Source organism: Amycolatopsis sp. cmx-11-12, from assembly GCF_046269425.1.
In the GTDB taxonomy this organism is placed as follows: Bacteria; Actinomycetota; Actinomycetes; order Mycobacteriales; family Pseudonocardiaceae; genus Amycolatopsis.
Window position 1 is genome coordinate 21,006 of record NZ_JADNQM010000054.1, and the last position, 21,079, is coordinate 42,084.

Genomic DNA, 21,079 nt, shown 5'->3' on the forward strand with positions numbered 1-21,079 from the left:
TCCCTCTGCCATCAACTGCCTTTCGCGCGAACACGTCCTGACAGGCCGCCGTCATCTCGCGGCGCGCACCCCGTTCTCGAAAAAAGCCAGCCGCACGGCGGGATCGGTGGCCCGCTCCGGGTGGTTCATCAGGCCGAAAGTCAGGCCGTCCGTGCTGGTGATGCCGGCGATCGCACCAGCGGACCCGTCCACCTCCGCACCTTTCGCGTAGCGGAGCGCCGGTCGCCAGTGCTCGCCGCCGGCCGGGTCGGGGCACTCGAAGCGACCTTCGCCGTGGGCCAGTGGGAAGGTCAGCGACTGACCGTCCAAGCCTGCCAGCCAGACGTCGCCTGCGACGTCCTCGACGACGTGCTCGGCGGAAGGCTCGTCGAAAAACGTTCCCTGCCGGTTGGTACGCAGAGCCACGTCGGTGCCGAAACACCCGGCATGGACCGCGATCTGGAAACCGTTGCAAATGCCGATCATCGGCCGCGCGCGGCAGCTGCGGAACTGCGTGGACAACTGGGTGCGCAGGGCCAGTGCGGCGATCAGGCCGCCCCTGAGGTGGTCCCCGAACGAAAAGCCACCCGGGATGCAGAGTATGTCCGCGTCGTCGAGCCGTTCGTCACCGGCCATCAGGTCCGCGATGTAACGCAACCGTGGCGCGGCGCCCACCTGCGCGAAGGCTCGCATGGTCTCGTCCTGGCAGTTGGTGCCGGGAAAATGAAGAACGTTGACGGTAACGGTCATGCCAGGCTCCGGGCGAATGATTCCAGCCAGTTTTCGCGGACGAGCGGCGTGAGCAGCTCTTCGCCGTTGGCGCGAACTCCCGCGCCGACGGCTACGCGCCCGACCTCGACGGCTTCGAGCTCGGGCGGCAGGGACTCAAATACCTCGGCCGTGACTTCCACCAGGGCGCCCGCGCGGTGCTCGGCGAACAGTGATCCAGCGCTGGCCATGCTGTCGGCGACATCAACGCCGAGGCCGCTCGCGAGGGCTCCCCGTAGAAGCGCCACCGCGAGGCCACCAGGCCCCAGTCTGACGGCGCTCGTGAACCGCCCGCGGTGTTGGCTGAGTGCGGCCAGGTACCGGCTGAATGCCTCGAGGTCGATGGGATCGAGTCGGCTGTCCGGCAGGCCCAGCTTGCGCGCCGCGACGGTTCCGGCCGGTGACGCCATGCGAGGCCCGATGAGTGCCAGGACGTTGCCGACGGTGTGCCACTGCTCTGGTACGAGGTCGCCAACGTCCGGGACTTTCCCCAGCGCTGTCAGGAAAACCGCAGGCGGAACGTGCACAATGCCTTCGTCCGTCGCGGTAGAACCTGCCGAAGAGTCCTTGCCCGACAACACCGGCACGCCGAATCGACGTACCAGCGCCGCGAGCTCGTCGACCATCGCGACGAGCCACTCCGCCCAGCCTTCGGAACGATGCGGGGTGTAGAAGTTGTCACACAAGCAGACGTCTGCGAGTTCGACGCCCACCAGTACCTGACCTGCGACGACGTCGGAGAACGTGTGCCGGAGAGCGTCGACGGGATCGATCTCGAACAGCCACGGATTGAAGGCCGTCGTCACGACCGCCGCGGCCAGGGACCCGTCGACCGGAGTACCCGCCCAATACCCGCTGCGGACCGGGTGCGCGTCGCCGTAGCGCGGCCCGTGCCGAGTGTTGCCCTGCACCGTCGAGTCGTACTGCGAGTCGGCATAGTGCTGTGAACAGACCTCGCCGTCGGACACGACCTCTGCCAAGAGCTTCCCGATCTCACCCGTGTTCATCGCAGGCCACCGCCCTTCCGGCAGTCGACGGACGGGGAGGATGTCGGTGGCGAGTTGCGGAACGTCGAAGTCGAGCAGTTCGTAGGGGACGTCGAACCCGAGATCGCCGACCTCGCCCGGCACAGCGCCGGTCGGTTGGGCCAGGACGTCCTCTTCGGTCTGCGAAGGATCGTGGAAGACGCAGTATCGTCCGCTGCCCGAGAACCGGCCGATGACCGCGCTGCGGGTTTGGTGGCGGTCGAGGATCCGCTTCGCCGAAGCGTGGGCCTCGGGCGGGATCGCCAGCAGCATCCGCTCCTGCGACTCGGAGAGCAGGATACGCCACATGGGCAGGGTCGCGGTCTTCAACGGCACGAGCGCGGTGTTGACCCACACCCCCGTCGGTTCCCCGATCTCCCCCACTGCGCTGTTCAGCCCGGCCCCGCCGACATCGGTTAAAGCGCGGAGACATCCCGCGTCCCGGAGATCGATCAGCGCCTTACGGAACTTGACCTGTTCCAGCGGTGATCCGATCTGGACGGAACCGACATCCATCGTCGCGCCCGCCGAGCTGGCCGACGCCCCGTGAATGCCCTCGTCTCCCGTCAAAGCACCGATGAGCACCACCAGGTCACCGGCCTGTGGCGTCCGTTTGTCGGCCAGCTCGGCCGGCAGGATCCCCAGGCTGCCGCCCAACGCGAACGGCTTCGCCCGATAGGCGGGGTGGAACGTCATGCGCGAGGACATCATCGGGACACCGAAGGTGTTGCCGTATTCTTTGACGGCCCGGATGGTGTCCTTCGCCAGTTCGCGGGCCGCCGGCCTGCCGGCGATCGGGGCCGGAGTACCGGGAACGCCCAGGGCGGTGTACTCGAAACTGCCGATCGGATCCGCGCCCAGCCCCGTGCCGAGGATGTCCCTCAGGACACCGCCGACCTTTGTGAGCTGCCCGAAGTAAGCCGCGATCGCCGAGGGACCGTTGTGCGTCTCCGCCTTGATGGCGATGGCGAGTCCGTCGTAGAACGACCAGACGCCCGCATTGTCGTGGAACATGCTGAGAATGTTCGGATTTCCGGTGGCCGCCGATGCGTCGACCAATCTCTTGAGCAGGTGTCCCAGCGACTTCCAGGTCGTGTGCGCGCAGTGGTCGCTCCAGCGCGCGTCCAGCGCCTCCAGCAGGACGTCGCTGACCCACGCCGCACCGGTTTCCACCTGAATGGCGCGAATGCGCTGCATCTGTGCGAGCGAAAGGTTGCGTCCACCGGCCGAACCGAGCTCCCGCAACCCTTTCTCGTCAACAGCACGGAGGTCGTGGTGTTCAGCCCTGGCTTGACTCCCGGCAGGCATCAAGGTCTTGTAGTGGGGCTCCTCGACGTGCAACTCCTCGATCGTCGGATTCACCCGCGCTTGCCGAAGCCTGCTCGCGAGATCGGGCGCCGCTGAACGGTAAATCGTCACTGCCTTCCCGGCCCTAGCCGCGATCCCCAGCAGGGAGCACATCGTGACGATCGACTGGCATTCGTTATCCACCACGCCTTTCCGATAGGCGATCTGAACATCGCCGTCCCGCAGCGGAATGTCCGGTTCCACGATCATGTCGGCACCGCCCAGTGCCGCGCACACCTCGGCGATCTGGGCGTCACTGGGGTCGGTGTCGAATTCGATGTAGTAGGCGCGGGAGATTTCGAGGTCTGCCAGACCTAGTGCCCGGCCAGCCTCGACCACGTCCGGCTCTCTGTCCCCCGCATGACTCACCGAAAACTTGCGGATCACCGAACTCCTCGTCATTGCTGTCAGTTCGAACCCACGACACCCACACTCAAGCGCACCGGCAGAGTGATCAACTACGACATGCCGCGTGACCCTCGTCACTTTCCGCTCGGCGTGATCACTCGCTTGACGGCTTTCACCGACCGTACGTAGCGTCCACGCCGATCATTCACGAACTGGCAGGCCTTCTCACGAAGTGACATCCGCCAGTACCCGCCCGCAACACTCCCGGACGAGGTTTTGATGACCGTTCCTTCGATTGCTGCATACGAAATGCCGGCTCCGTCGGACCTGCCCCGCCAGCTCGTCGACTGGGTGATCGATCCCGATCGCGCCGTGCTCCTCGTCCACGACATGCAGGAGTATTTCCTTCGGTTCTTTCCTGCAGGCAAATCGCCGGTGGTCGAATTGGTCGACCACTGTGCGCGCCTCGTCAACCAGTGCAGGTCCGTCGGGATACCCGTCGCGTTCACCGCTCAACCGGGCGACATGAGCCCGGCGGAACGCGGGCTTCTCAGGGATTTCTGGGGTACCGGGATGACTTCTATGGACGCTGATCGTGCGATGGTCGCCCCGTTGACGCCCCGGGACTCCGAAACGGTGTTCACCAAATGGCGATACAGCGCGTTCTTCCGGTCGAATCTGCGAGAGTTCCTCGAGGAACGAGGACGAGACCAGCTCGTCATCTGCGGTGTCTACGCTCACGTCGGCTGCATGGTGACCGCGATCGACGCTTTCACGCACGACATTCAACCTTTCCTCGTCGCGGACGCCGTGGCCGACTTCACCGCCGACTATCACCTGATGGCCCTGCGCTACGTCGCCGAACGCTCGGCCTGTGTGCTGCCGACCGAATCCGTGCTCCACTCGCTCGCCACACCAGTGAAGTCGGCTTCATGAACGCTGCCGCCGTACGGGAATGGCCCGACACTGCCGCTTTGATCGACCGCGGGTACGACGCTTTCGCACTTCTGCACCGGCCTGACGCACATCCCTCTCCGAGAGTCGAACTCCTGGCGGGAAATGTCTCGGCCGTGTCCGGCTTTGCCGACTTGGCAAACCTGGTGCACGAGGATCCGCGAAGCGTGCTGGCCGTGGTGCCCTACAACGTGATCGGCGAGTTCGGTCACCCGTGTCACCGCGACGATGCACGGCTTCTGGCCCTGCGCATTGCGCACCGGGAGTGTCTCCCGCTGGCCACAGCCGTCGAAGGCCTGCCCGCAACGTCCGGCAGGCTGACCGACGTCCGATTTGCCCAGGACGACGACGAATACGCGAAAACGATCGCCGACGTCGTCAGGGCCGAAGTGGGTACCGGCCAAGGGTCGAACTTCGTCGTCAAGCGGTCGCTCACGGCCCGGATCGCCGACTTCCGCGTAGCAAGGGCACTGGGAATCTTCCGCCGCCTCCTGACCGGCGAACGCGGAACCTACTGGACGTTCCTAGTGCATACAGCAGAATCGACACTCGTCGGCGCGACCCCGGAACGACAAATCAGCGCTCGTGACGGTGTCGTCACCATGAACCCCATCAGCGGGACGTACCGCCACCCACCGGATGGGCCCGATCTCGCCGGTCTGCTCTCCTTCCTCGACGACTCGAAGGAGACGGACGAGCTCTTCATGGTCGTCGACGAGGAACTCAAGATGATGTCCCGCATCTGTGAACAGGGGGCGAGCGTGCAAGGTCCTTTCCTCAAAGAAATGCGGAAGCTCGCGCACACCGAGTTCCTTCTCCGCGGCCGTACCACCCTCCCGCTGCCTGAAGTCCTCCGGCGCAGTCTTTTCGCACCTACGGTGACCGGCAGCCCGCTCGCGAGTGCGTTCGACGCGATCACGCGGCACGAGAAAACCGGACGACGGTATTACAGCGGGGCACTGGCCCTCTTCGACCGCGACGCGGCCGCCGCGCCGCTGCTCGACTCGTGCATCATGATCCGCACCGCCGAGATCTCGCGCCGCGGCGATGTCGAGATCGGCGTCGGCGCCACGATCGTCCGCGGCTCCCTGCCGCGCTCCGAAGTGGCCGAAACGCGGTCGAAGGTCGCAGGGTTGCTCGCGGCTCTGGACGGCGGACAGGAGCCACCGCAGAAGGATCGGCCGCTCCCAACGTCGGCCATGGCCGGGGACCCAGGAGTGCGCACAGCGCTCCGACGCCGCCGCCGCCGGCTGTCCTCGTTCTGGCTCGCCGAACCGGCGGCTCGGAGCACGGCACGCGATTCCCTGCCCACGCCGCGGGTGTGCCTCGTCGACGCCGAGGACTCGTTCACCGACATGATGGGTCACCAGCTCACCGCGCTCGGCTTCGACATTGAGATCACCCGCTGGTCGGATCCCCGCGCCAAGACGGGCACGGACCTGGTGATCGTCGGCCCGGGTCCGGGCGACCCGCGGGACGTCGGCGATACCCGCATCGGTTCCATACATCAGCTCACGCGGTCGCTGCTCGTAGGCGATCTTCCGTTCATCTCGGTGTGCCTCGGTCACCAAGTGCTCTGCACCCAGCTCGGTCTGCCCGTCCTCCGCAAGGAAAACCCGAACCAAGGCGTGCAAAAGGACGTCACGTTCTTCGGGAGGCCCCTCGAAATGGGTTTCTACAACACCTTCGTAGCGATTGACGACGGTAGGAGAACCGCCGCGGGCTATCGGTTCCAGGTCAGCAGCGAGCCGTCGACCGGTGAGGTGAACGGCCTGCTCGGCCCGCACTGGGGCTCCTTCCAGTTCCACCCGGAATCAGTGCTGAGCAAGGACGGCCACGAGTTCCTCGGCCGGTTCGTGCGCCTGATCGCAGGGAAGGCACCCGGCCCCGCACGAACCGGCCGCTCAAGCGCCACCAAGTTGTCTAGGAGCACCCCATGAACGACGGAAACCTTGGCGTGGTCTTCGTGTCCGGCGCGTCGTCGGGTTTCGGGATGCGCACCACCGAACTGCTTGCGGGTTCGGGATACCGCGTCGTCGCGGCCGCTCGCCGCCGCGACCGGTTGGAGGACCTCTGCGCCAGGAACCCGGCCTTGGCGGTCTGCCCACTCGAAGTCGATGTGCGAGACAGGGAAGGACTCGCCCGCTCGATCCATCGGCTCCCCGCGGACTTTCGGGACGTCTCCGCAGTGATCAACAACGCCGGCCTCTCGAAAGGGTTCGAACCCGTCCAGTCGGGTGTTTGGGGCAACTGGCACGAGATGATCGAAACGAACGTCGTCGGATTGCTCAACGTCACCGAGCTGCTCCTGCCGCGCCTCGTCGAACGCGGCTCCGGCCACGTCGTGAACATCGGGTCGATCGCGGGTAACTACCCCTATCTCGGTGGAAACGTCTACGCCGCCACCAAAGCCTTCGTGCACCAGCTGACCCTCAACATGCGAGCCGATCTCCACGGAACGGGCGTGCGGGTCAGCTGTATCGCACCGGGCAAGGCGGAGACCGAGTTCGCGCTGGTCCGTCACGACGGCGACCACGAACGAGCCCGCGAGACCTACCGCGGGATCACCCCATTGGACGCCGACGACGTCGCTGAAGCGGTGGCCTGGTGCCTGTCCCGGCCTCCGCGAGTGAACATCAACATGATCGAAATCATGCCCACCGACCAGCCCTTCGGCCTGAGTTTCGCGCCTCCGCGAACCGAACCGGCCGGCACGGGGAAAGGAACCCACCTGTGATTACATGCGGGCTCAAGCTCACCCACGACGCGTCCGTGGCTCTGATCGACGACGGGGATCTCGTTTTCAGCGTGGAGATCGAAAAACTGGACAACCGTTCCAGGTACAGCGAAATCCCTGATCTCGACATAGTTGCCGAAATCCTCGCCGACTTCGGTTACCAGCCGTCTGATGTGGACGAGTGGGTCGTCGACGGCTGGGACGGCGACCGCCCCGGCACGGTCGAAGTCCTCAGCCACGGAGCGCCGGTCACGCTCGCGGTAGGCCCGTATCGTGAATCGGAACAGTGTCCGGATATCCTGGCGCCGAGCGTGACCGGCAAGTTCCCGCTCGGCGGCCGTTTCCACGCCTACTCCAGCCACCAGCACGTGGCTGGCCACGTCGCCAGCGCCTACTGCTCCAGCCCCTTCGCGGCCCGAGTCGAGGCATCGTTCGTACTTGTCTGGGACGGCGGGCTGTTCCCACGCCTGTATCGGGCCGATCCGGCAACGGGCGTAGAGAACCTCGGCGCGCTGTTCCCCGTGATAGGTCACGTTTACGCCACCGCCGGCCACCACTTCGGGCCGTTCCGGAGGCAGATCCAGTCACCCAACGTCGACGACCTGACCGTCGCGGGCAAGCTGATGGCGTATATCGCGCTCGGCCAGCCCCGCGAACCGGTGATCACCGTGCTGGGCCGGGAGTTCGAACGGATCTTCACCGGCTCCGACGACCAGGCGAGTTCCTATCGCAGCCGGGTGGGCGGTTTCGGCAGCCTCTTCGAGCCGTCGATGCCGCCGTTGCACGAGTTCTTCGACGCCGTCCGCGCCGGCATCGCCGGTCTCGGATATTCCGATGCCGACGCGCTCGCTAGCATCCACGAGTTCTTCGCCCAGCTGCTCGCGCAGCGGTTGACCGAGCGCCTCGGCGAGCTCGGTGGCGGGACGCCGCAGAACCTCTGCTTCGCCGGCGGCTGCGCGCTGAACATCAAGTGGAACAGCCGAATCCGGTCACTCGCTTGTGTCGGTGAGATGTGGGTTCCGCCCTTCCCCAACGACGCGGGATCGGCCATCGGCGGAGCGGCGCTGGCGATGGCCCGTGCTTCCGGGCTCCGCGCCGTTTCCTGGCATGTGCGCTCCGGGCCGCGACTGCAGCCGATCGGTGACCTGCCGACTGGGTGGTCCGCGGCGTCCTGCAGCCCTTCAGAACTCGCCGCGCTGCTCCACGAGTCCGGCGAACCTGTCGTAGTGCTCGATGGCCGCGCCGAACTAGGCCCGCGTGCGCTGGGTGGACGCAGCATTCTCGCTCCGGCGATATCGCCCACCATGCAGGACAAGCTCAACGCCCTGAAGGGAAGAGAGAACTACCGACCAATCGCGCCCATCTGCCTCGTGGAAGAGGCACCGGTGGTGTTCGCCCCAGGTACGCCCGACCCCTACATGCTCTTCGACCACGACGTCCGTCCGGAGTGGCGGGAGCGGATCCCGGCGGTCGTGCACCTCGACGGTAGCGCCCGCCTGCAGACCGTCTCGGACACCGAGGACGCAGTCCTCGCCGAAATCCTCCGCACCTACCGCCGGCTCAGCAAAGTCCCGGTGTTGTGCAATACCAGTGCGAACTTCAACGGATGCGGATTCTTCCCCGACGTTCTGTCGGCGATCCGTTGGGGCCGGGTGGACCACGTGTGGAGCGCGGGAACCCTGTACACCAAGACCGGGTGAGAACAGTTCGAGCTCGGAGACTCCGAGGTTGACCGGCGGGCCCGGCGGGATGCGACCCCCTCGGTCGCCTCCCACCGGAGCTCACCGGGCCGCCGCGGCTCCGCTGTGGCCTGACTCGCGGCTCTCCAGTTCCTCCGCGATCCGGCGCCAGGCGGTCGCACATGCACGAGCCGCCTCCACCACCGCACCACTGCAGTGCGCAGGCACCCCGTCGATCACTGTTCGCCAGCCGGCTTCGTCAATCGTGTGCAGGTGCAGGAGCCGCAGCATGGCGCGGCCGCCATCCGTGAACCGCAAAGACGGGTCCCGCGACAGCTGAGCGAAGATGTCGTTCTGCACCCCCGTCACCTGCTGGGGCAGAGGAGTCACGTTCGAGGACATCGTCTCGGAGCTGTCCCCTCCCGGCGGGCCCTCTTCCGGCAACCCGGTGCGCAACCGCGGCGGAAGGGGACTTTCGGCACGCCGCAAGCGATCTTTGACGTCCTTCGCTGTCGCCGGCGTGATCCCCGCAGCCGCCGCGACTTTCCGGATCGACGCCGATGGTTCTGCGGAGAGGTACTCGGCTGCCCGCAACCGCCCCGCGGCAGGGTCCACCGGTCGGACTCTGCCGTCCCGGCCCACCCGGACCTCCGCGCGGGGCACCGCGAACTCCGCGCGTTTGCGTAGCGCGGCGACCGTCTTGTCGGATACTCCGGCCCGTTCAGCGATCGTCACGTCCGACCATTGAGGGTGGGAAACGAGGATCCTGGCGGTCGCGGCCGCGCGATCAGCCCGGGAAAGCGGCAGTCCGTGCCTGGCGTTCGACTGCACGGCCACGACGAACGCGTCGTCTGCAGTGCCTTCGAAGAACCTGGCTTCGATTGTCGTCCAGCCGCTGGAAGCCGCCACGCGTAGCCGGTGCATCCCGTCAATCACCCGCATGGTGGACCGGTGGACCACGATGGGTGGCAGCGAGGCCCCGAACTGTGTCAGGGCTCGCACGTGGTCGTCGTCTACGCCGTCCACACGAGGTGAATCTGCGGGATGCAGGTCGGCGATCCGCACAACGTGCACCTCGCCCAACCGGAACCACTCGTCACCCTCGTTCCTGGCCTGCCCCGCGGCTTCCGCGGTCTCGTCCTCCATGAATCCTCCCCGATTCATCCCATCGGCGCGCCTTCGCCTCTCGGCTCAGTCACACGGGTCCTTCACCCGGCCAACCGGACAGCATCCGGACCGGATTTTCGTTCACCAGCTGACCGATCACGGCAGATTCGACACCTCTGGCCGCCAGCATCCCGGCGAAAACCGTCGGAACAAACGCGAACCCGTTGCCACCGTTTCTCGTCCACATCTGTTTGAGGAAAACGTCATGACTTATCAGGAGCTGGGAGCCGTAGCCGTCCGACACCAGGGTCGAGACGACGCTCGCGGTGGCCTCCGCGGTCGGAGCGGCCCCCTCGCGGGGGAACGTGATGTCCATGCCGATCATGTCGAATTCGAGCCACACCCCACGATCGGCGAGCGAAACCTGGTAGCCGGGATCGTCACCGGAGCAGTCCATATGCGCGAGCACCACGCGGTCAGGTGGCACACCGATCTCGTCGACGACCACGTCCAGCACGGCATGACCGAGCCGGAGCCAACTAGGAAGGTGGACCATCAGCGGAACCTTGGGATGGTTGAGCTGCGCCAGTGCTGCTGCGCGTAGCGAAGCACGCTCCGCGTCGGTGAAGCGCGGGGAAACCCCGATCTCGCCGATGATCCCGGGGCGCACCTGATCTCGTCCCACCCCGTGGGTCAGCTCATAGTCGATGGCCGAAGCCTGAACGTCTACGGAGCACCCGATGCGGCTCGCTTCGAACTTCTCCAGGTATGCGCCGCATCCCATGACGATCGTGATGCCGGAGCGTTCGGACAGCCGGCGCAGCGAACCGGGATCACGCCCGATCGCCGGGCTGGGCGTGACATCGACGATCGTCCCGCCACCGAACCTCCGGAAGACCTCGAGTTCACCAAGCACGTCTTCGAAGCCCTTGGGGCCGACGTTGTCGGCGCAGCAGTACGGATCCTGGCGCAGTGCCCAGGCCATGAACGCCGAGACCGGGCGATCGAGTAGCTGCCGACTGAACCCGTGAGTCGGCGGGTCGAGTACGGCCGACAGATCATTGAAAAGGTGCTCGTGTGGAAGCACCACACCAAGCTGCGCCGCGGGCACCGGCCCGGTCACCGTCTGAACGCCGGGCACCGCGTCGATCATGGCTTTCCCTCTGGTTCAGAGGTGCGAGACGGGAGCATGGCGGTCCCTGCCGCGACAAGGGCGATGACCGTGCCAATGACGGTAACCAGGTGCACGGGTTCGCCGAGCGATGGACTGATGGCATCGAGCGCAAGTGACCCCACGAGCTGCCCGGCGACCGAGGCGAGGCCCAACAGCAGCAGCCCCAAGCCGCGAACCAGCAACGCCATGAACCCAATGGAAAGCAACCCGAGGGCCCCGCCCGTGTACAGCCACCATGTGGCCGGTAGCGCGAAGTGACCGATGCCGAGGCTCAAGCGGACGGCGAGACCTGCCAGGAGCACCACGAACCCGACCAAGAAGTTGAACCCGACGGACACCAGCATCGATCCCGTCGCCTGGGCGACGGCCGCGTTCCCAGCCGGTTGCCAGCCTGCCAGCAACCCGGCGGCGAACGGCAGCACCGCCAGGGCCACACCTCCGGCGACGTGCATGCCGGGTGCGACGACCAAGACTGTCGCACCGACCGCGAGGACAGCTCCCGCCAGCCGGGCAAACGAGATCGGCTGCTTGGCCACGCCGCCGATCCCGACACGGTCGCAGATCACCCCTGAGATGACCAGCCCGGAGATCAATGTGATCTGGAAGACTGCCACGCCGAGTACGCCGACGGTGACGCCCTCGGACAGCACGACAGCCGCTCCGCACAGGCCCGCGAGGTAGTTCCACCAGCCGAGTCCGCCGCTGCGGATCAGCCGTGGAAGGTCGCGCGCCTGGCGACGGGTGACAGGACGAGCGGAGACGAGAAGCACAACAATCACCAGGCCCGAGCCGAACGAGATGACCGCGGCGCTGTTCCCGTCGTCGATGGTTGTGCCGAGCTCACCGTTGACCAGCGACTGGAGCGGGCTCAGGGTCCCCGCCAGGACGGTGGCGACGACCAGCAGCGCTGTGGCCGCACGCGATGTCCGCCGTGCACTGGGTGTGACCTGAGCCGTCACCGGTCGTCCCCGGCCAGCCAGGCGACGGCCTGGCCGAAGAGCCGTCGATAGCCTTTCCACTCCATGAACTCGGCCGGGGCCCAATGCGGTGAGACATCCGAGGCGAACGCCAGGGAACGTCCCTCGCCCACCGTGCTCACGGCCAGCAACGGGTCGGCACCTACCCTGGCGAGCACGCGGGCGTCCGGTCTGGCGACCAGCCGCTGGTAGCCGAGCAGGATCGGCCACGTGTGCTCGAGCCCAGCGGTGATCGGATGATCCTCGCCGGTCAGCTCTCCCGATACACCTTCGGGGCATTCGACCCGGTCGTCGTAAGGGGAGATCCGGACCGGAAGGACAGCTTCGATCGGCGTTGCGTGGTAGGCCGCTTTCGCCTGGAAACCCTGGAAACTCAGGTATCCGCCGGCCATCGCCAGCCCACCGCCCGCCCGGACCCACTCCGCCAGGAGCTTCAACCGGTTGGGGAACGGTCGTCCTGCCTCGACTACCTGAGGGTGTAGAAGGAGGGAGTTGGCGCCGATGTCGGAAAGGATCACCACGTCATAAGCCCCGAGCTTGTCGAGCGTCTCCGGGAAGTCGGCCGCGACAGCGTGAGAGCCTAGGTGCACGACGAAGTGCCCCTCCTCTTTCAGGGCTTGGACCAGGGCTTGCGCGCCTACGGTGAGCTGAGCGTGTGGGAAGGAGTCGTATCCCTTGATGTCGGTCGCGACGTTGATCCACGACTCACCGGCGAGGAGCACCCGAGCCATTCCCAGCCCCCGTCCACAAAGATCATCTCTGTTGCGCAATCGTAGGCAAACGCGTTGCGTGGCGTCAACGGCACCTCGGGTGAACTTGGCTGTTATAAATGGCGTCAGGATGTTACTTATTGCAGGTCACAACACCGGAAGGAGGTGCACCGATGACGCTGGCCCACGTTGCGCAACGTGCTAACGTGTCCGTTTCGACCGTGTCCCGCTACCTGCGTGGACAGCTGAAGGTCAACCCGGACACCGCGGCACGCATCGACGAGGCGGTTCGCGAGCTCAAGTACGAGGTAACCACGCCGGCGTGCGATCGGAATCCGCCGCAGAACCCGGTGATCGCTATGGCAGTTCCCGAGCTGATCAACCCGTTCTTCGCCGAGTTGACCGAAGCCGCCGCAGCCGCCGCAGCCGCCAGCAACGTCTCGTTGCTCGTCGGGGTCAGCGGTCTCCAGGCTCGACGTGAGGCCACCTTGAGTGACTTTGTCGCCGACAGCGATGTCATCGACGGCCTGATCTACGTTGGAATGCATCGCGAGAACGAGGCTCTCGCGCGGGCTATCGGCAACGGCCTACCCGTCGTCGTCCTCGACGAGGAGATTTCGGGCACTTCAACGGCAGACACTATCTCCGTCGACAACTACGGAGGCGCCTACCAGGCCACGGCCTACCTCGCCCAGCTCGGCCATCGCCGGATTGCGCACGTCGCCGGCCCGGCCGAACTCTCGACCACGCGAGACCGCGCTCGCGGCTACCGAGACGCGATGGCAGACGCCGGCCTGGACGTGCACGAAGACCTCGTCCTCCACGGCCCGTACACCGAGCAGTTCGGCGCCAGCACGTTCCCCCACCTCGTGCACTCTGGCAAAGCTCCCAGCGCCGTGTTCGTCGGCAGCGATATCGTTGCGGTCGGCATGCTATCTGCCGCCGAACTCCATGGGATCCGCATTCCAGATGACCTTTCAATAGTCGGCTGCGACGGGATCGGCGTCGGCGAGTGGCTACGTCCGCGGTTGACCACGTTGCAACAACCGGTCGCCGACCTGGCGCGCTCAGCCATCGACATCGTCCAGACTCGAATCGAATCCCCAGAGCACGAGCGCATTGTGAGGAAGTTCCCACTGCAGCTGGTCGTGAGAGGTTCTGCTGCCCGGCCACGGTAAGGCCACCAAAGGGAACGGGGAACGGTCGATATAAGGGGCTCATAACCCCCGCGGGCCTGCGCGGCATAGGCGTTGATGGCGGGTGTCCCGGGTCACTGCCACGTGCAAACATTGCCGGGTCTAGTTCGTCGATAGCGACAGGCCCGAGTGGACGTACGCGATTTGAGTTGGCATGTATGGCTTTCCCTTGTTTCCGCCGTAGTTCGATCTGTCATCTGCGCGGCACAGCCGCACGGTTGAAGGCGTAGCTTGTGAAAAGCCGGTGGGTGCCGTCAGGGATGCCCCACTGTCCGCGATGGCCGGTCCATCCGGCATCGTGGTCGGCCACCAGGTCCGGTCAGTCGGCGCGCTCCCACTCAAAGGTGGCGCCGATCGAGTAGCGGCCGTCGGCGGCGGCGGTGATCCGGGCAGGCAGGTATCCGTCTTCGCCGATGGCCTGGTGGTCGACCATGACGATCGTGTCGCCGTCCCAGTAGGCGAGGTCAGATCCCTCCGGGTACTTGCGGGCGGTGTCGCTGATCCAGGCGACGACCGACTCGGCCACGGTGCGCCGGAAGCGCGGGCATCCAGCCCTGCTCCACCCATAGATCTCCGAGGCAAGCGCAGGAAAGACGGGGTCCGTACCGTCGATGTTGATCGTGACCAGGATTTCGCCGTCCTCGGGCACGAGCCGGGCGGAGTCGGCCAGCAGACCGGCATCAGCCTGCGGATCGGCTGGCGGAGCGGTGAGTTCCCAGCACCACCCGCGATAGCCGATCGCGTAGCGGTTGTTCTCGTCCGGCTCGATCCGATCCGGCCTGTGCTCTTCGGTTTCCAGGACCGTCAAAACGTCGCCGTCGAAAGTGGCGGTGTCGGGCCATTCTTCGGGATCGTGGTCGTGCATCGTGTTGAGCCACAAGGCAATTGACTCGGCGACAGTGCGCCGGAACCGGGGCACAGCGAATCCGTTCCAACGCTCGTCTTCGATGGTCGCCGGGAACACCTGTGTGGTGTCGGCGAGGGCGACGTACACCTCACCTTCGGTCGCGGTGAGATTCGGTGTGGACATGGCAGATCCTTTCCTTGCGCAAAGGGGTTATCGGGTGGTTGTGATCGGCTGGGTGGTCCAGGCGTAGAGATCTCGCGCCATACCGGCGTGCTGGCGGCAGTAGAGGGTGTGCGGTGCGCCGCTGGCCTGCCGGGTTGCGCGCCGGTGGCAGTAGCGCGGCGGGCGACCGTCGCCGAATTCGGTTTGCCAGGCGCACACCCGGAGTCGGCGGAGGAAGACCACGAGGCCCGGTCCACCGTTGACGCCGAACCATCTGCCGCCGTCGCCGTCGGTGGCGTGCCAGGTGAAGCGGGTGCAGCGGTGCCCGGTGGGCGTGGTGGCTCGTTCGCCAGCCTGGTGCCGGTCTGCCGGGTCGATGGTGGCGAGATGCCCGCCTGACCAGGTCGTGACCGTGGCGCTGTCGCAGGCGACGTAGGCGGCGAAGCGGGTCGCGTGGTTGAGTGCGTCGCGCTGTCGTTCGTCGGCGCAGGCGTAGCAGGCGGTCGCGCCCGTGGCGGAGTCGGTCGCGAATCCGGTGCCGATTCCATCGGGCACCGGATTGTGTCCGCAGTTGAGTCGAGTGGCCGGGGTTACGATGATTGCGGTTTTCATGGCGATTTCCCTTACTCTTGGGAATGAAATGATTAGATGCGCGCCTGCGTGCGCGGTGGCCCATATTTCGTCGATGGGTCGGGGTCCGGAGTACGTGCATCAGTTGATCCGGTCGGTGCCTGGCTCCTCGTACGCCGTGACGACCTCCGGCGGCATCTGCTCAGTGGTGCGGTGGCCGCGCAGCTTGTGCCAGGCGACGGTCCAGGTGGCCTCTTTCTCTCCCGGCCGTGGCGGTGGGAAGACCGGGTTCGGCACGGTTACCGACTTCTTGTTGACCCGCCGTACCCGCATCCACATGCTGTTGCAGAGCACCCAGTCGCCCTTGCTCACGGTGTCCGGCCCCAGCGTGGACGCCTTTCCCTCAGCCTGGAGCTGGGTGTAGACGCCCTTCCAGTAGTCGATCTGCTCGGTGAGGGTGGTGATTTCGCGCCGCAGGTAGACCGCGCGTTCCTCGCCGGGGTGCTGGATTCCCCAGCGGTGCCGCGGCTGGCCGTGCTCGTCGGTCTCGGTCACCCAGCCCGGTTCGCCGTCGAGTTCCCGCTGAAGACGCCGACGGTCGGCTTCCTGCTTCTCGATCCGATTGGCCACGGTCACCGGGTTGTGGCGGGCACCCATGTGGTGCGACGCGGTCTCGGCGCGGCGCGCCAGCTCGTCGGCGTACTCACCCTGCTTGATGGATTTGCCGAGCTTGTTCCACGCGCGCTCGCGACGGTTGCGGTCGGCCTTGTAGCTGTAGTGGTCGACCAGCAGGGGCTGGCCCATCGGGATGTTGTGGAACACGTAGTCGGCTTTCGCCCGCGTGGCGTCGGCCTTGGCCTGATGCTTACCCGAGCGCTCGGTGAGCCGGTCGACCCGGTCGTCCATCCGGTCGGCGAGATCGGTTTCCTGCTGCTCGACGCTGGGCATCGTGTCGTCGATGTCGCGCGTGACGGTGTAGCCCGCGTTGGTGAGCACCCGCTCGATGTCGGCGAGGGCGTAGGGCTTCGACTGGCGGTTCCGGGAGGACCGCAGCAGCCACGCCCCAGCGTAGCGGGACCATTTCCAGGACGGATGAGCCTTGAGCGCCAGGTGCGCGGGGCTGTTCCTCGTCGTGCCCTCGACGGTGGTGCCGGAGTCGTAGTCGTGGTGGATTGTCAGGGTTCCTAGGGACATGGCGATGCGCCTCCTTCACTTCATTTCGCATGTGGTGCGGGCCGTCTTGTTCAGTCCGCCGAAATACGGGCGGGTCAGTGGCCCTGGTCCCAACCCACCGTTCGCGGGAATGTCGCCAGGAACGCAGCGACACGGGCGGCGTCGCCCGGAGCGACCGAGAAGGCGAAGGCCACGTGTCCGCCGCTACGGGGCACCCTGGCGGTGCCGGCCAGCGGCCCCTGGTAGCGCACGATGGCTTCCTGCGGATCGTGGCCGAGCGGGCTGGGGCCGGGCGTGTGGACGGTCGCGCCGAGCGGGTCCGCGATGGCGTGCGCGAGCTGGTCGCGCGCGGCGGCCTGGTCATCGAGTCGTTGTTTCAGCTCGCGGGTTTCCGCGAGGGTGACCCGGTAGCCGGGCAGCAGCCGCCGGGCAGTCTCGGCGGCGACGGTTTCGGGTGTCTTGGTCGGGGACACCGTGATTTCGTGTGATGGCACCGGGTTTCCGTGGCGGTGCCGGATAGTCGCCAGTTTGGCCGGGAGGCTGGCAGACAGCCTGAGCCGTGGCGTCTTCTCCCAGTCGGAGTAGCACACGTGAAGCTGTTCACCATCTGGGCCGATGAGGTATCGATCGCGGTGACCGTGGTGGCCCGGTTCGACCGTCCATGTCCCGTCGAGCGCTTCCGCCATCGCTGCCGTGAATGCCTGCATGTCCATGGGGTGGTTTTCCTTCCTGTGTTGGGGTTTTGTGTGCGCCAGATTTGGTTCGGGCGCCGGTTGTGGCCATTTCGCGGCCACGGCACCCGCGCGGCGCATGGCCGCGCGGGCACCGAAGCGGCGACGGTCCTTTCAGACCGAAGCCAGTACTTTGCTGAGCGTGGTCACGGTTTCCTGATCGAGTGCGTCGGCTTTTCCGTCCACCGCGCGGGACATGTTGCGTTCGGCGCGGGAGGCGTTGCGCACGATCGCTTCGTGGTGGGTGTAGGTGTTGATGGCCTGCACCACTCCCCACGCGGTGCCGCGCCACGGGCTGACTCGGTTGTCGCTGTTCCACAACCGGGTGAGCGCGGCCCGCTCGTTCGTCGCGGTGGTGCGGGCGCGGCCCTTCTCCTCGGGCACCGGGGCGTGTGCGTCCAGGAAGGCGCGCCATGCCTGGTCGGTCACGGTCGTTTCGCACAGCGCCTTGACCTCGGCGGCAAACTCCTCAGCCACGGTGTGGACCATCGCGAGCGCGTCGCGGGCCTCCACGATGCGGAACTTGCCGTTCTTGGAGTGCTTGACCTTGAACTGTTGGCCGTACTCGCGCAGACCGGCCGCCATCGTGTTGTCGCACACCACGTTCGTCACGGTCCGCTTGTAGGTGGTGGCCAGGCTGCCGTCGTGGCTGGTGCAGGCGACCAGGTTCGGCCGGAACTCCACGCCTTCCGGGGTGGTGATGTTCTCGGGCACTTCCACGCTCACCCATGCCTGTCGGCGGTCGCGCAGCAAGCCTGCGGAACCGATCGACAGACCGTCGTCCAGGAGCGTGCCGACCTTGTCGAGCAGCCATTCCTGGTACTGGTGCACGGTGTACCCGTCGGCGAAGATCCCGAGGACGTCCCCGGTATCCGATGCGGTAATGGCTTGCTTGTTGGGCACGCGGCGCAGACCGAACTTGCCCGAGACGAGCACCGGTTCCGGTTCGGCGGTCCAGTGGAATAGGCGGCGCTGCACGTCGGCGACCGGGATAGCGCCGGGGTAATGGTTCGGCTCGCTGCCCTGCGCGGAAGCCCGGTAGTGCCACGCGTGCCCGCGCTTGTCGGTGAACCCGATCAGAACATTGTTGTTGAGCCATTCGCTGGTTTCTTTGGACATGACGAACCCACTTTCGTTATCGGAGGTGATACGGGAAACCGGCTATGCGGTCACGGCGTCCGCACGCGAACGCGCGCGGCACCGAAACGACACAACACGGTGTGCCTAGTCGCCGTAGTGAGACTTCATGGTTTCTTCCGCTTGGTTCAATACGGCGCGTTGCGTAAGCCATCGTTCGGCATCGGTGAAATGCCGATGCCATACTCGGTTTCATCCGGTTCGACCGAACAGAACGCCAACCCGCGCCACAATCCGCGCCACCGGAGAACGACCCGTATGTGTCCGTGTTCGGTAGCGTAGGCGAATACGGATTCTTCGCCGGACTGTTCACGACCATCCGGGCCTGATTCGGCGAGATAGCGAACGACCAGGCTCACCATAAGTTCGTGGTCGGCGCCGAGGATGGACAGTGCCTGATAGGCGCGCCGGACTCCGTGCAGGTCTGCATAGTCACTGAAGATCACATACTGTCGGTCCCGCTCGTGTCCGGCGGGTTGATTTTTGGTATTCACGGGCGCGTCTCCCTCGATTATTGTTGCGCGGTTGACTTGTTCACTACGCAACATTTTTGCCGTAAGGGTGAACAATGGGGTAGCAGTGTTCACAACCGCGCAGGGTTTCGCGGACGTCGGACATGGTCACGGTGTGATTACCGTGCCGGTATCCGTCAACCATGACGGAAATACATTCGCAGTCGCCTTCTGCGTAGTATTCGGCGCAGTCGTAATGCAGCGGCTCATCAAACGTTGTCGCGAGCCACTTGTCACATTCAGCGCATTCCCGATAGCCCAGATTGGACATGATGTGGTCGATATCCCAGCCGTGACAGTCGGTGCACAAGCCCTGTCCGTCATCGCTCAGCGCGGACACAACGTCGGCCGCGACGTCTTCCGGAACATCGCAGGAATCGACCAGCGCCCGCGCGGCATTCTCCGATTCCCGTTCCGACAGGTCTTCGTCGTCGAGCAAGGGGTATCCAGCGAGGGAGTCACCGATACGGGTAGCAGCCTCACGCGCGGCGGAATCCCCGTAGTCGTAGGCAAGAAGCCCGTTCCACTCTGCCGCTTTACCTGGTGCCGCCTCCTCCATGAGCCGCATTGCCGCTTGCCCATTGGACACGTCCGCCAAATGGGCGCACTGGTGCCCGGTGAGGTAGTCGCCAGGAATCGGCAGCGGGTCACCGCCCGATCCGAGTACGAATCCGAAACCGGACCAGTCATTATCTCGGGCGCAGTCTTCGCCGTCCCATTCCCCGTAGCGGAAATTCTGCCCGAAGTACAGGTGCGCATCGTCGGACAGGGAAATTTCAACGTTGTTCATGATGGACACTCCCAGCGGGTGCGGATGAGTACGTATTACAGGCCGCATGCGGCAAAGAAACGGTCACGGTTGAATCGAGGGTTTACCGATTTGAAGTACGCACACAAGGCGTCGGCGAGCGATTCTCGTTCGTCGTCGGCGGCAACTTCGCGACGTACGGAATCCGCAATCTCTTTGAAGTCCTTACGAGTCATGGCAGATTCTCCAATCTTGTTGTAGTTGCATGCTGTTTTTTGCGGTTCAGGCCAGTTGCGAACTGGTACGGACCGAAATGTGGACACATCAGGCGCGAGTCATGCAAAGGGGATCATCTTCTATGTCCGTGCAATGCGGAATCGCAAGCAATAGCGCCCGGTCGGCCAGTAGCGCATTCCCTGAACCTCCCCAAAGGGGAAGCCGTTATGTCTAGTGCACAACGCATGGAACCATGCCCGTAAGACATAGCGTGCTATGAACGACAAAAACGCGACGCGCTTGAGAGGGTCGTTCAATGTCGGCAACCGCTTTACACAATCCGGACGCCCACACGTTGTGACGTTTTTCGGTGCTAGACCACCATGTAGTTATCTTGGGGACACACCCCTGGCAGGCATGCCTTTTATGCGCGCTACTCCGCTCTATAGCAAGGGATTCACATAACGGGGCTGCAAGCGCAGTTACTACGCACCTCAGACTAGAAATGCGCGTTTGGCTACGCGTCGTTCCCCACTACTGCCCTGCACAGTTTCGCTGCTGTCCGCGCGGCCCAAGCCGCTGCCCGCGCTGTGCGGGTCTTATGGTTCGTAACGACCAAACCTTTAAGGAAAAGAAAGGAAGGAGATCGCTCACGGGACGCCGTGTCCCGGTCCTCACGCCCTTCTCTGTCCCATCCACTCCGGTCTGTCTCGGTTACATGTCTAGGTTGACACACTGCCTAGACACTTTCAACCTTCAGGCGGGTTCCGTTATCTCGCCGTTACCTTCGGCGTCGACCTCGCTGCTCAGGGCCGGTCGGGCCCTTAAGCAGGGAAGACGCAGAGGAAGAGAAGGCCCGCACAGCGCCAGCCAGCGCCCGCGCCCGCGACCCGCACAGCGCCAGCCAGCGCCCGCGCCCGCGACCCGCACAGCGCCAGCCAGCGCCCGCGCCCGCGACCCGCACAGCGCCAGCCAGCGCCCG

Annotated in this window: 18 protein-coding genes; 5 read left to right on the plus strand and 13 right to left on the minus strand. The window is 65.4% G+C overall.

Translation table 11 applies throughout. The annotated features are described in order from the left end of the window. Positions 1-51 precede the first annotated feature (51 nt). Both ACLARN_RS40950 and ACLARN_RS40955 read right to left on the minus strand, forming a co-directional pair. Positions 52-729 carry a phosphoribosylformylglycinamidine synthase subunit PurQ gene (locus tag ACLARN_RS40950; protein ID WP_409496868.1) on the minus strand — a complete coding sequence of 226 codons (678 nt, stop codon included), beginning with the start codon at positions 727-729 and terminating at the stop codon, positions 52-54. Further along, positions 726-3,506 (minus strand): AIR synthase-related protein, encoded by a 2,781-nt coding sequence (locus ACLARN_RS40955; protein WP_409496869.1) that lies wholly within the window; start codon positions 3,504-3,506, stop codon positions 726-728. The genes ACLARN_RS40950 and ACLARN_RS40955 overlap by 4 nt, the downstream gene beginning before the upstream one ends. Positions 3,507-3,746: 240 nt before the next feature. Between ACLARN_RS40955 and ACLARN_RS40960 the strand changes: the two genes are divergently transcribed. From ACLARN_RS40960 to ACLARN_RS40975, 4 genes are all read left to right on the plus strand, one after another. Then, positions 3,747-4,403: an isochorismatase family protein gene (locus ACLARN_RS40960; protein WP_409496870.1), complete on the plus strand. Its 657-nt coding sequence runs from the start codon at positions 3,747-3,749 to the stop codon at positions 4,401-4,403. Between the two features lie 134 nt (positions 4,404-4,537). Then, positions 4,538-6,361, plus strand: a complete 1,824-nt coding sequence (locus tag ACLARN_RS40965; protein WP_409496871.1) for an anthranilate synthase family protein — start codon at positions 4,538-4,540, stop codon at positions 6,359-6,361. Beyond that, positions 6,358-7,158: an SDR family NAD(P)-dependent oxidoreductase gene (locus tag ACLARN_RS40970; protein ID WP_409496872.1), complete on the plus strand. Its 801-nt coding sequence runs from the start codon at positions 6,358-6,360 to the stop codon at positions 7,156-7,158. The genes ACLARN_RS40965 and ACLARN_RS40970 overlap by 4 nt, the downstream gene beginning before the upstream one ends. Further along, the gene (locus tag ACLARN_RS40975) at positions 7,155-8,858 is read left to right on the plus strand and encodes a carbamoyltransferase N-terminal domain-containing protein (protein ID WP_409496873.1); all 1,704 of its coding nucleotides are present in this window, start codon (positions 7,155-7,157) and stop codon (positions 8,856-8,858) included. The genes ACLARN_RS40970 and ACLARN_RS40975 overlap by 4 nt, the downstream gene beginning before the upstream one ends. 81 nt (positions 8,859-8,939) lie before the next feature. On the opposite strand, the gene ACLARN_RS40980 is transcribed toward ACLARN_RS40975, so the two are convergent. From ACLARN_RS40980 to ACLARN_RS40995, 4 genes are read right to left on the minus strand one after another with little or no spacing between them, the layout of a single operon-like run. Further along, positions 8,940-9,983, minus strand: a complete 1,044-nt coding sequence (locus tag ACLARN_RS40980) for a ParB N-terminal domain-containing protein (protein ID WP_409496874.1) — start codon at positions 9,981-9,983, stop codon at positions 8,940-8,942. Between the two features lie 49 nt (positions 9,984-10,032). After that, positions 10,033-11,097: a phosphotriesterase gene (locus tag ACLARN_RS40985; RefSeq protein WP_409496875.1), complete on the minus strand. Its 1,065-nt coding sequence runs from the start codon at positions 11,095-11,097 to the stop codon at positions 10,033-10,035. Beyond that, complete coding sequence (locus ACLARN_RS40990; protein ID WP_409496876.1) at positions 11,094-12,077, minus strand: DMT family transporter; 984 nt, start codon at positions 12,075-12,077, stop codon at positions 11,094-11,096. Before ACLARN_RS40990 ends, ACLARN_RS40985 begins: the two co-directional genes overlap by 4 nt. Beyond that, a complete protein-coding gene (locus tag ACLARN_RS40995) occupies positions 12,074-12,826 on the minus strand; it encodes a glutamine amidotransferase (protein ID WP_409496877.1) in 753 nt (250 codons plus the stop codon). Before ACLARN_RS40995 ends, ACLARN_RS40990 begins: the two co-directional genes overlap by 4 nt. Before the next feature lie 152 nt (positions 12,827-12,978). Here ACLARN_RS40995 and ACLARN_RS41000 point away from each other — a divergent pair, with 152 nt between their 5' ends. Beyond that, positions 12,979-13,983, plus strand: a complete 1,005-nt coding sequence (locus ACLARN_RS41000) for a LacI family DNA-binding transcriptional regulator (RefSeq protein WP_409496878.1) — start codon at positions 12,979-12,981, stop codon at positions 13,981-13,983. Positions 13,984-14,320: 337 nt separating this feature from the next. On the opposite strand, the gene ACLARN_RS41005 is transcribed toward ACLARN_RS41000, so the two are convergent. The 7 genes from ACLARN_RS41005 to ACLARN_RS41035 form a co-directional block, all read right to left on the minus strand. Further along, positions 14,321-15,031 (minus strand): hypothetical protein, encoded by a 711-nt coding sequence (locus ACLARN_RS41005; protein ID WP_409496879.1) that lies wholly within the window; start codon positions 15,029-15,031, stop codon positions 14,321-14,323. A gap of 27 nt (positions 15,032-15,058) precedes the next feature. Next, positions 15,059-15,565: a hypothetical protein gene (locus ACLARN_RS41010; RefSeq protein ID WP_409496880.1), complete on the minus strand. Its 507-nt coding sequence runs from the start codon at positions 15,563-15,565 to the stop codon at positions 15,059-15,061. A 156-nt stretch (positions 15,566-15,721) separates the two neighbouring features. Continuing rightward, entirely contained in the window at positions 15,722-16,774 is a 1,053-nt protein-coding gene (locus tag ACLARN_RS41015) for a DUF3560 domain-containing protein (protein ID WP_409496881.1), read from the minus strand. 74 nt (positions 16,775-16,848) lie between these two features. Next, positions 16,849-17,247 (minus strand): hypothetical protein, encoded by a 399-nt coding sequence (locus tag ACLARN_RS41020; RefSeq protein ID WP_409496882.1) that lies wholly within the window; start codon positions 17,245-17,247, stop codon positions 16,849-16,851. Between the two features lie 351 nt (positions 17,248-17,598). Further along, positions 17,599-18,603, minus strand: a complete 1,005-nt coding sequence (locus tag ACLARN_RS41025; RefSeq protein WP_409496883.1) for a DUF932 domain-containing protein — start codon at positions 18,601-18,603, stop codon at positions 17,599-17,601. A 146-nt stretch (positions 18,604-18,749) separates the two neighbouring features. Then, positions 18,750-19,115: a hypothetical protein gene (locus tag ACLARN_RS41030; protein WP_409496884.1), complete on the minus strand. Its 366-nt coding sequence runs from the start codon at positions 19,113-19,115 to the stop codon at positions 18,750-18,752. 43 nt (positions 19,116-19,158) lie between these two features. Further along, positions 19,159-19,923: a hypothetical protein gene (locus tag ACLARN_RS41035; protein WP_409496885.1), complete on the minus strand. Its 765-nt coding sequence runs from the start codon at positions 19,921-19,923 to the stop codon at positions 19,159-19,161. Positions 19,924-21,079 lie beyond the last annotated feature (1,156 nt).

What these genes read in the sequence shown, in the direction of transcription:
- ACLARN_RS40950 (WP_409496868.1), bottom strand. Translation starts at nt 729, where the DNA reads ATGACCGTTACCGTCAACGTTCTTCATTTTCCCGGCACCAACTGCCAG.
- ACLARN_RS40960 (WP_409496870.1), top strand. Translation starts at nt 3,747, where the DNA reads ATGACCGTTCCTTCGATTGCTGCATACGAAATGCCGGCTCCGTCGGAC.
- ACLARN_RS40970 (WP_409496872.1), top strand. Translation starts at nt 6,358, where the DNA reads ATGAACGACGGAAACCTTGGCGTGGTCTTCGTGTCCGGCGCGTCGTCG.
- ACLARN_RS40980 (WP_409496874.1), bottom strand. Translation starts at nt 9,983, where the DNA reads ATGGAGGACGAGACCGCGGAAGCCGCGGGGCAGGCCAGGAACGAGGGT.
- ACLARN_RS40985 (WP_409496875.1), bottom strand. Translation starts at nt 11,097, where the DNA reads ATGATCGACGCGGTGCCCGGCGTTCAGACGGTGACCGGGCCGGTGCCC.
- ACLARN_RS40995 (WP_409496877.1), bottom strand. Translation starts at nt 12,826, where the DNA reads ATGGCTCGGGTGCTCCTCGCCGGTGAGTCGTGGATCAACGTCGCGACC.
- ACLARN_RS41000 (WP_409496878.1), top strand. Translation starts at nt 12,979, where the DNA reads ATGACGCTGGCCCACGTTGCGCAACGTGCTAACGTGTCCGTTTCGACC.
- ACLARN_RS41005 (WP_409496879.1), bottom strand. Translation starts at nt 15,031, where the DNA reads ATGTCCACACCGAATCTCACCGCGACCGAAGGTGAGGTGTACGTCGCC.
- ACLARN_RS41015 (WP_409496881.1), bottom strand. Translation starts at nt 16,774, where the DNA reads ATGTCCCTAGGAACCCTGACAATCCACCACGACTACGACTCCGGCACC.
- ACLARN_RS41025 (WP_409496883.1), bottom strand. Translation starts at nt 18,603, where the DNA reads ATGTCCAAAGAAACCAGCGAATGGCTCAACAACAATGTTCTGATCGGG.
- ACLARN_RS41035 (WP_409496885.1), bottom strand. Translation starts at nt 19,923, where the DNA reads ATGAACAACGTTGAAATTTCCCTGTCCGACGATGCGCACCTGTACTTC.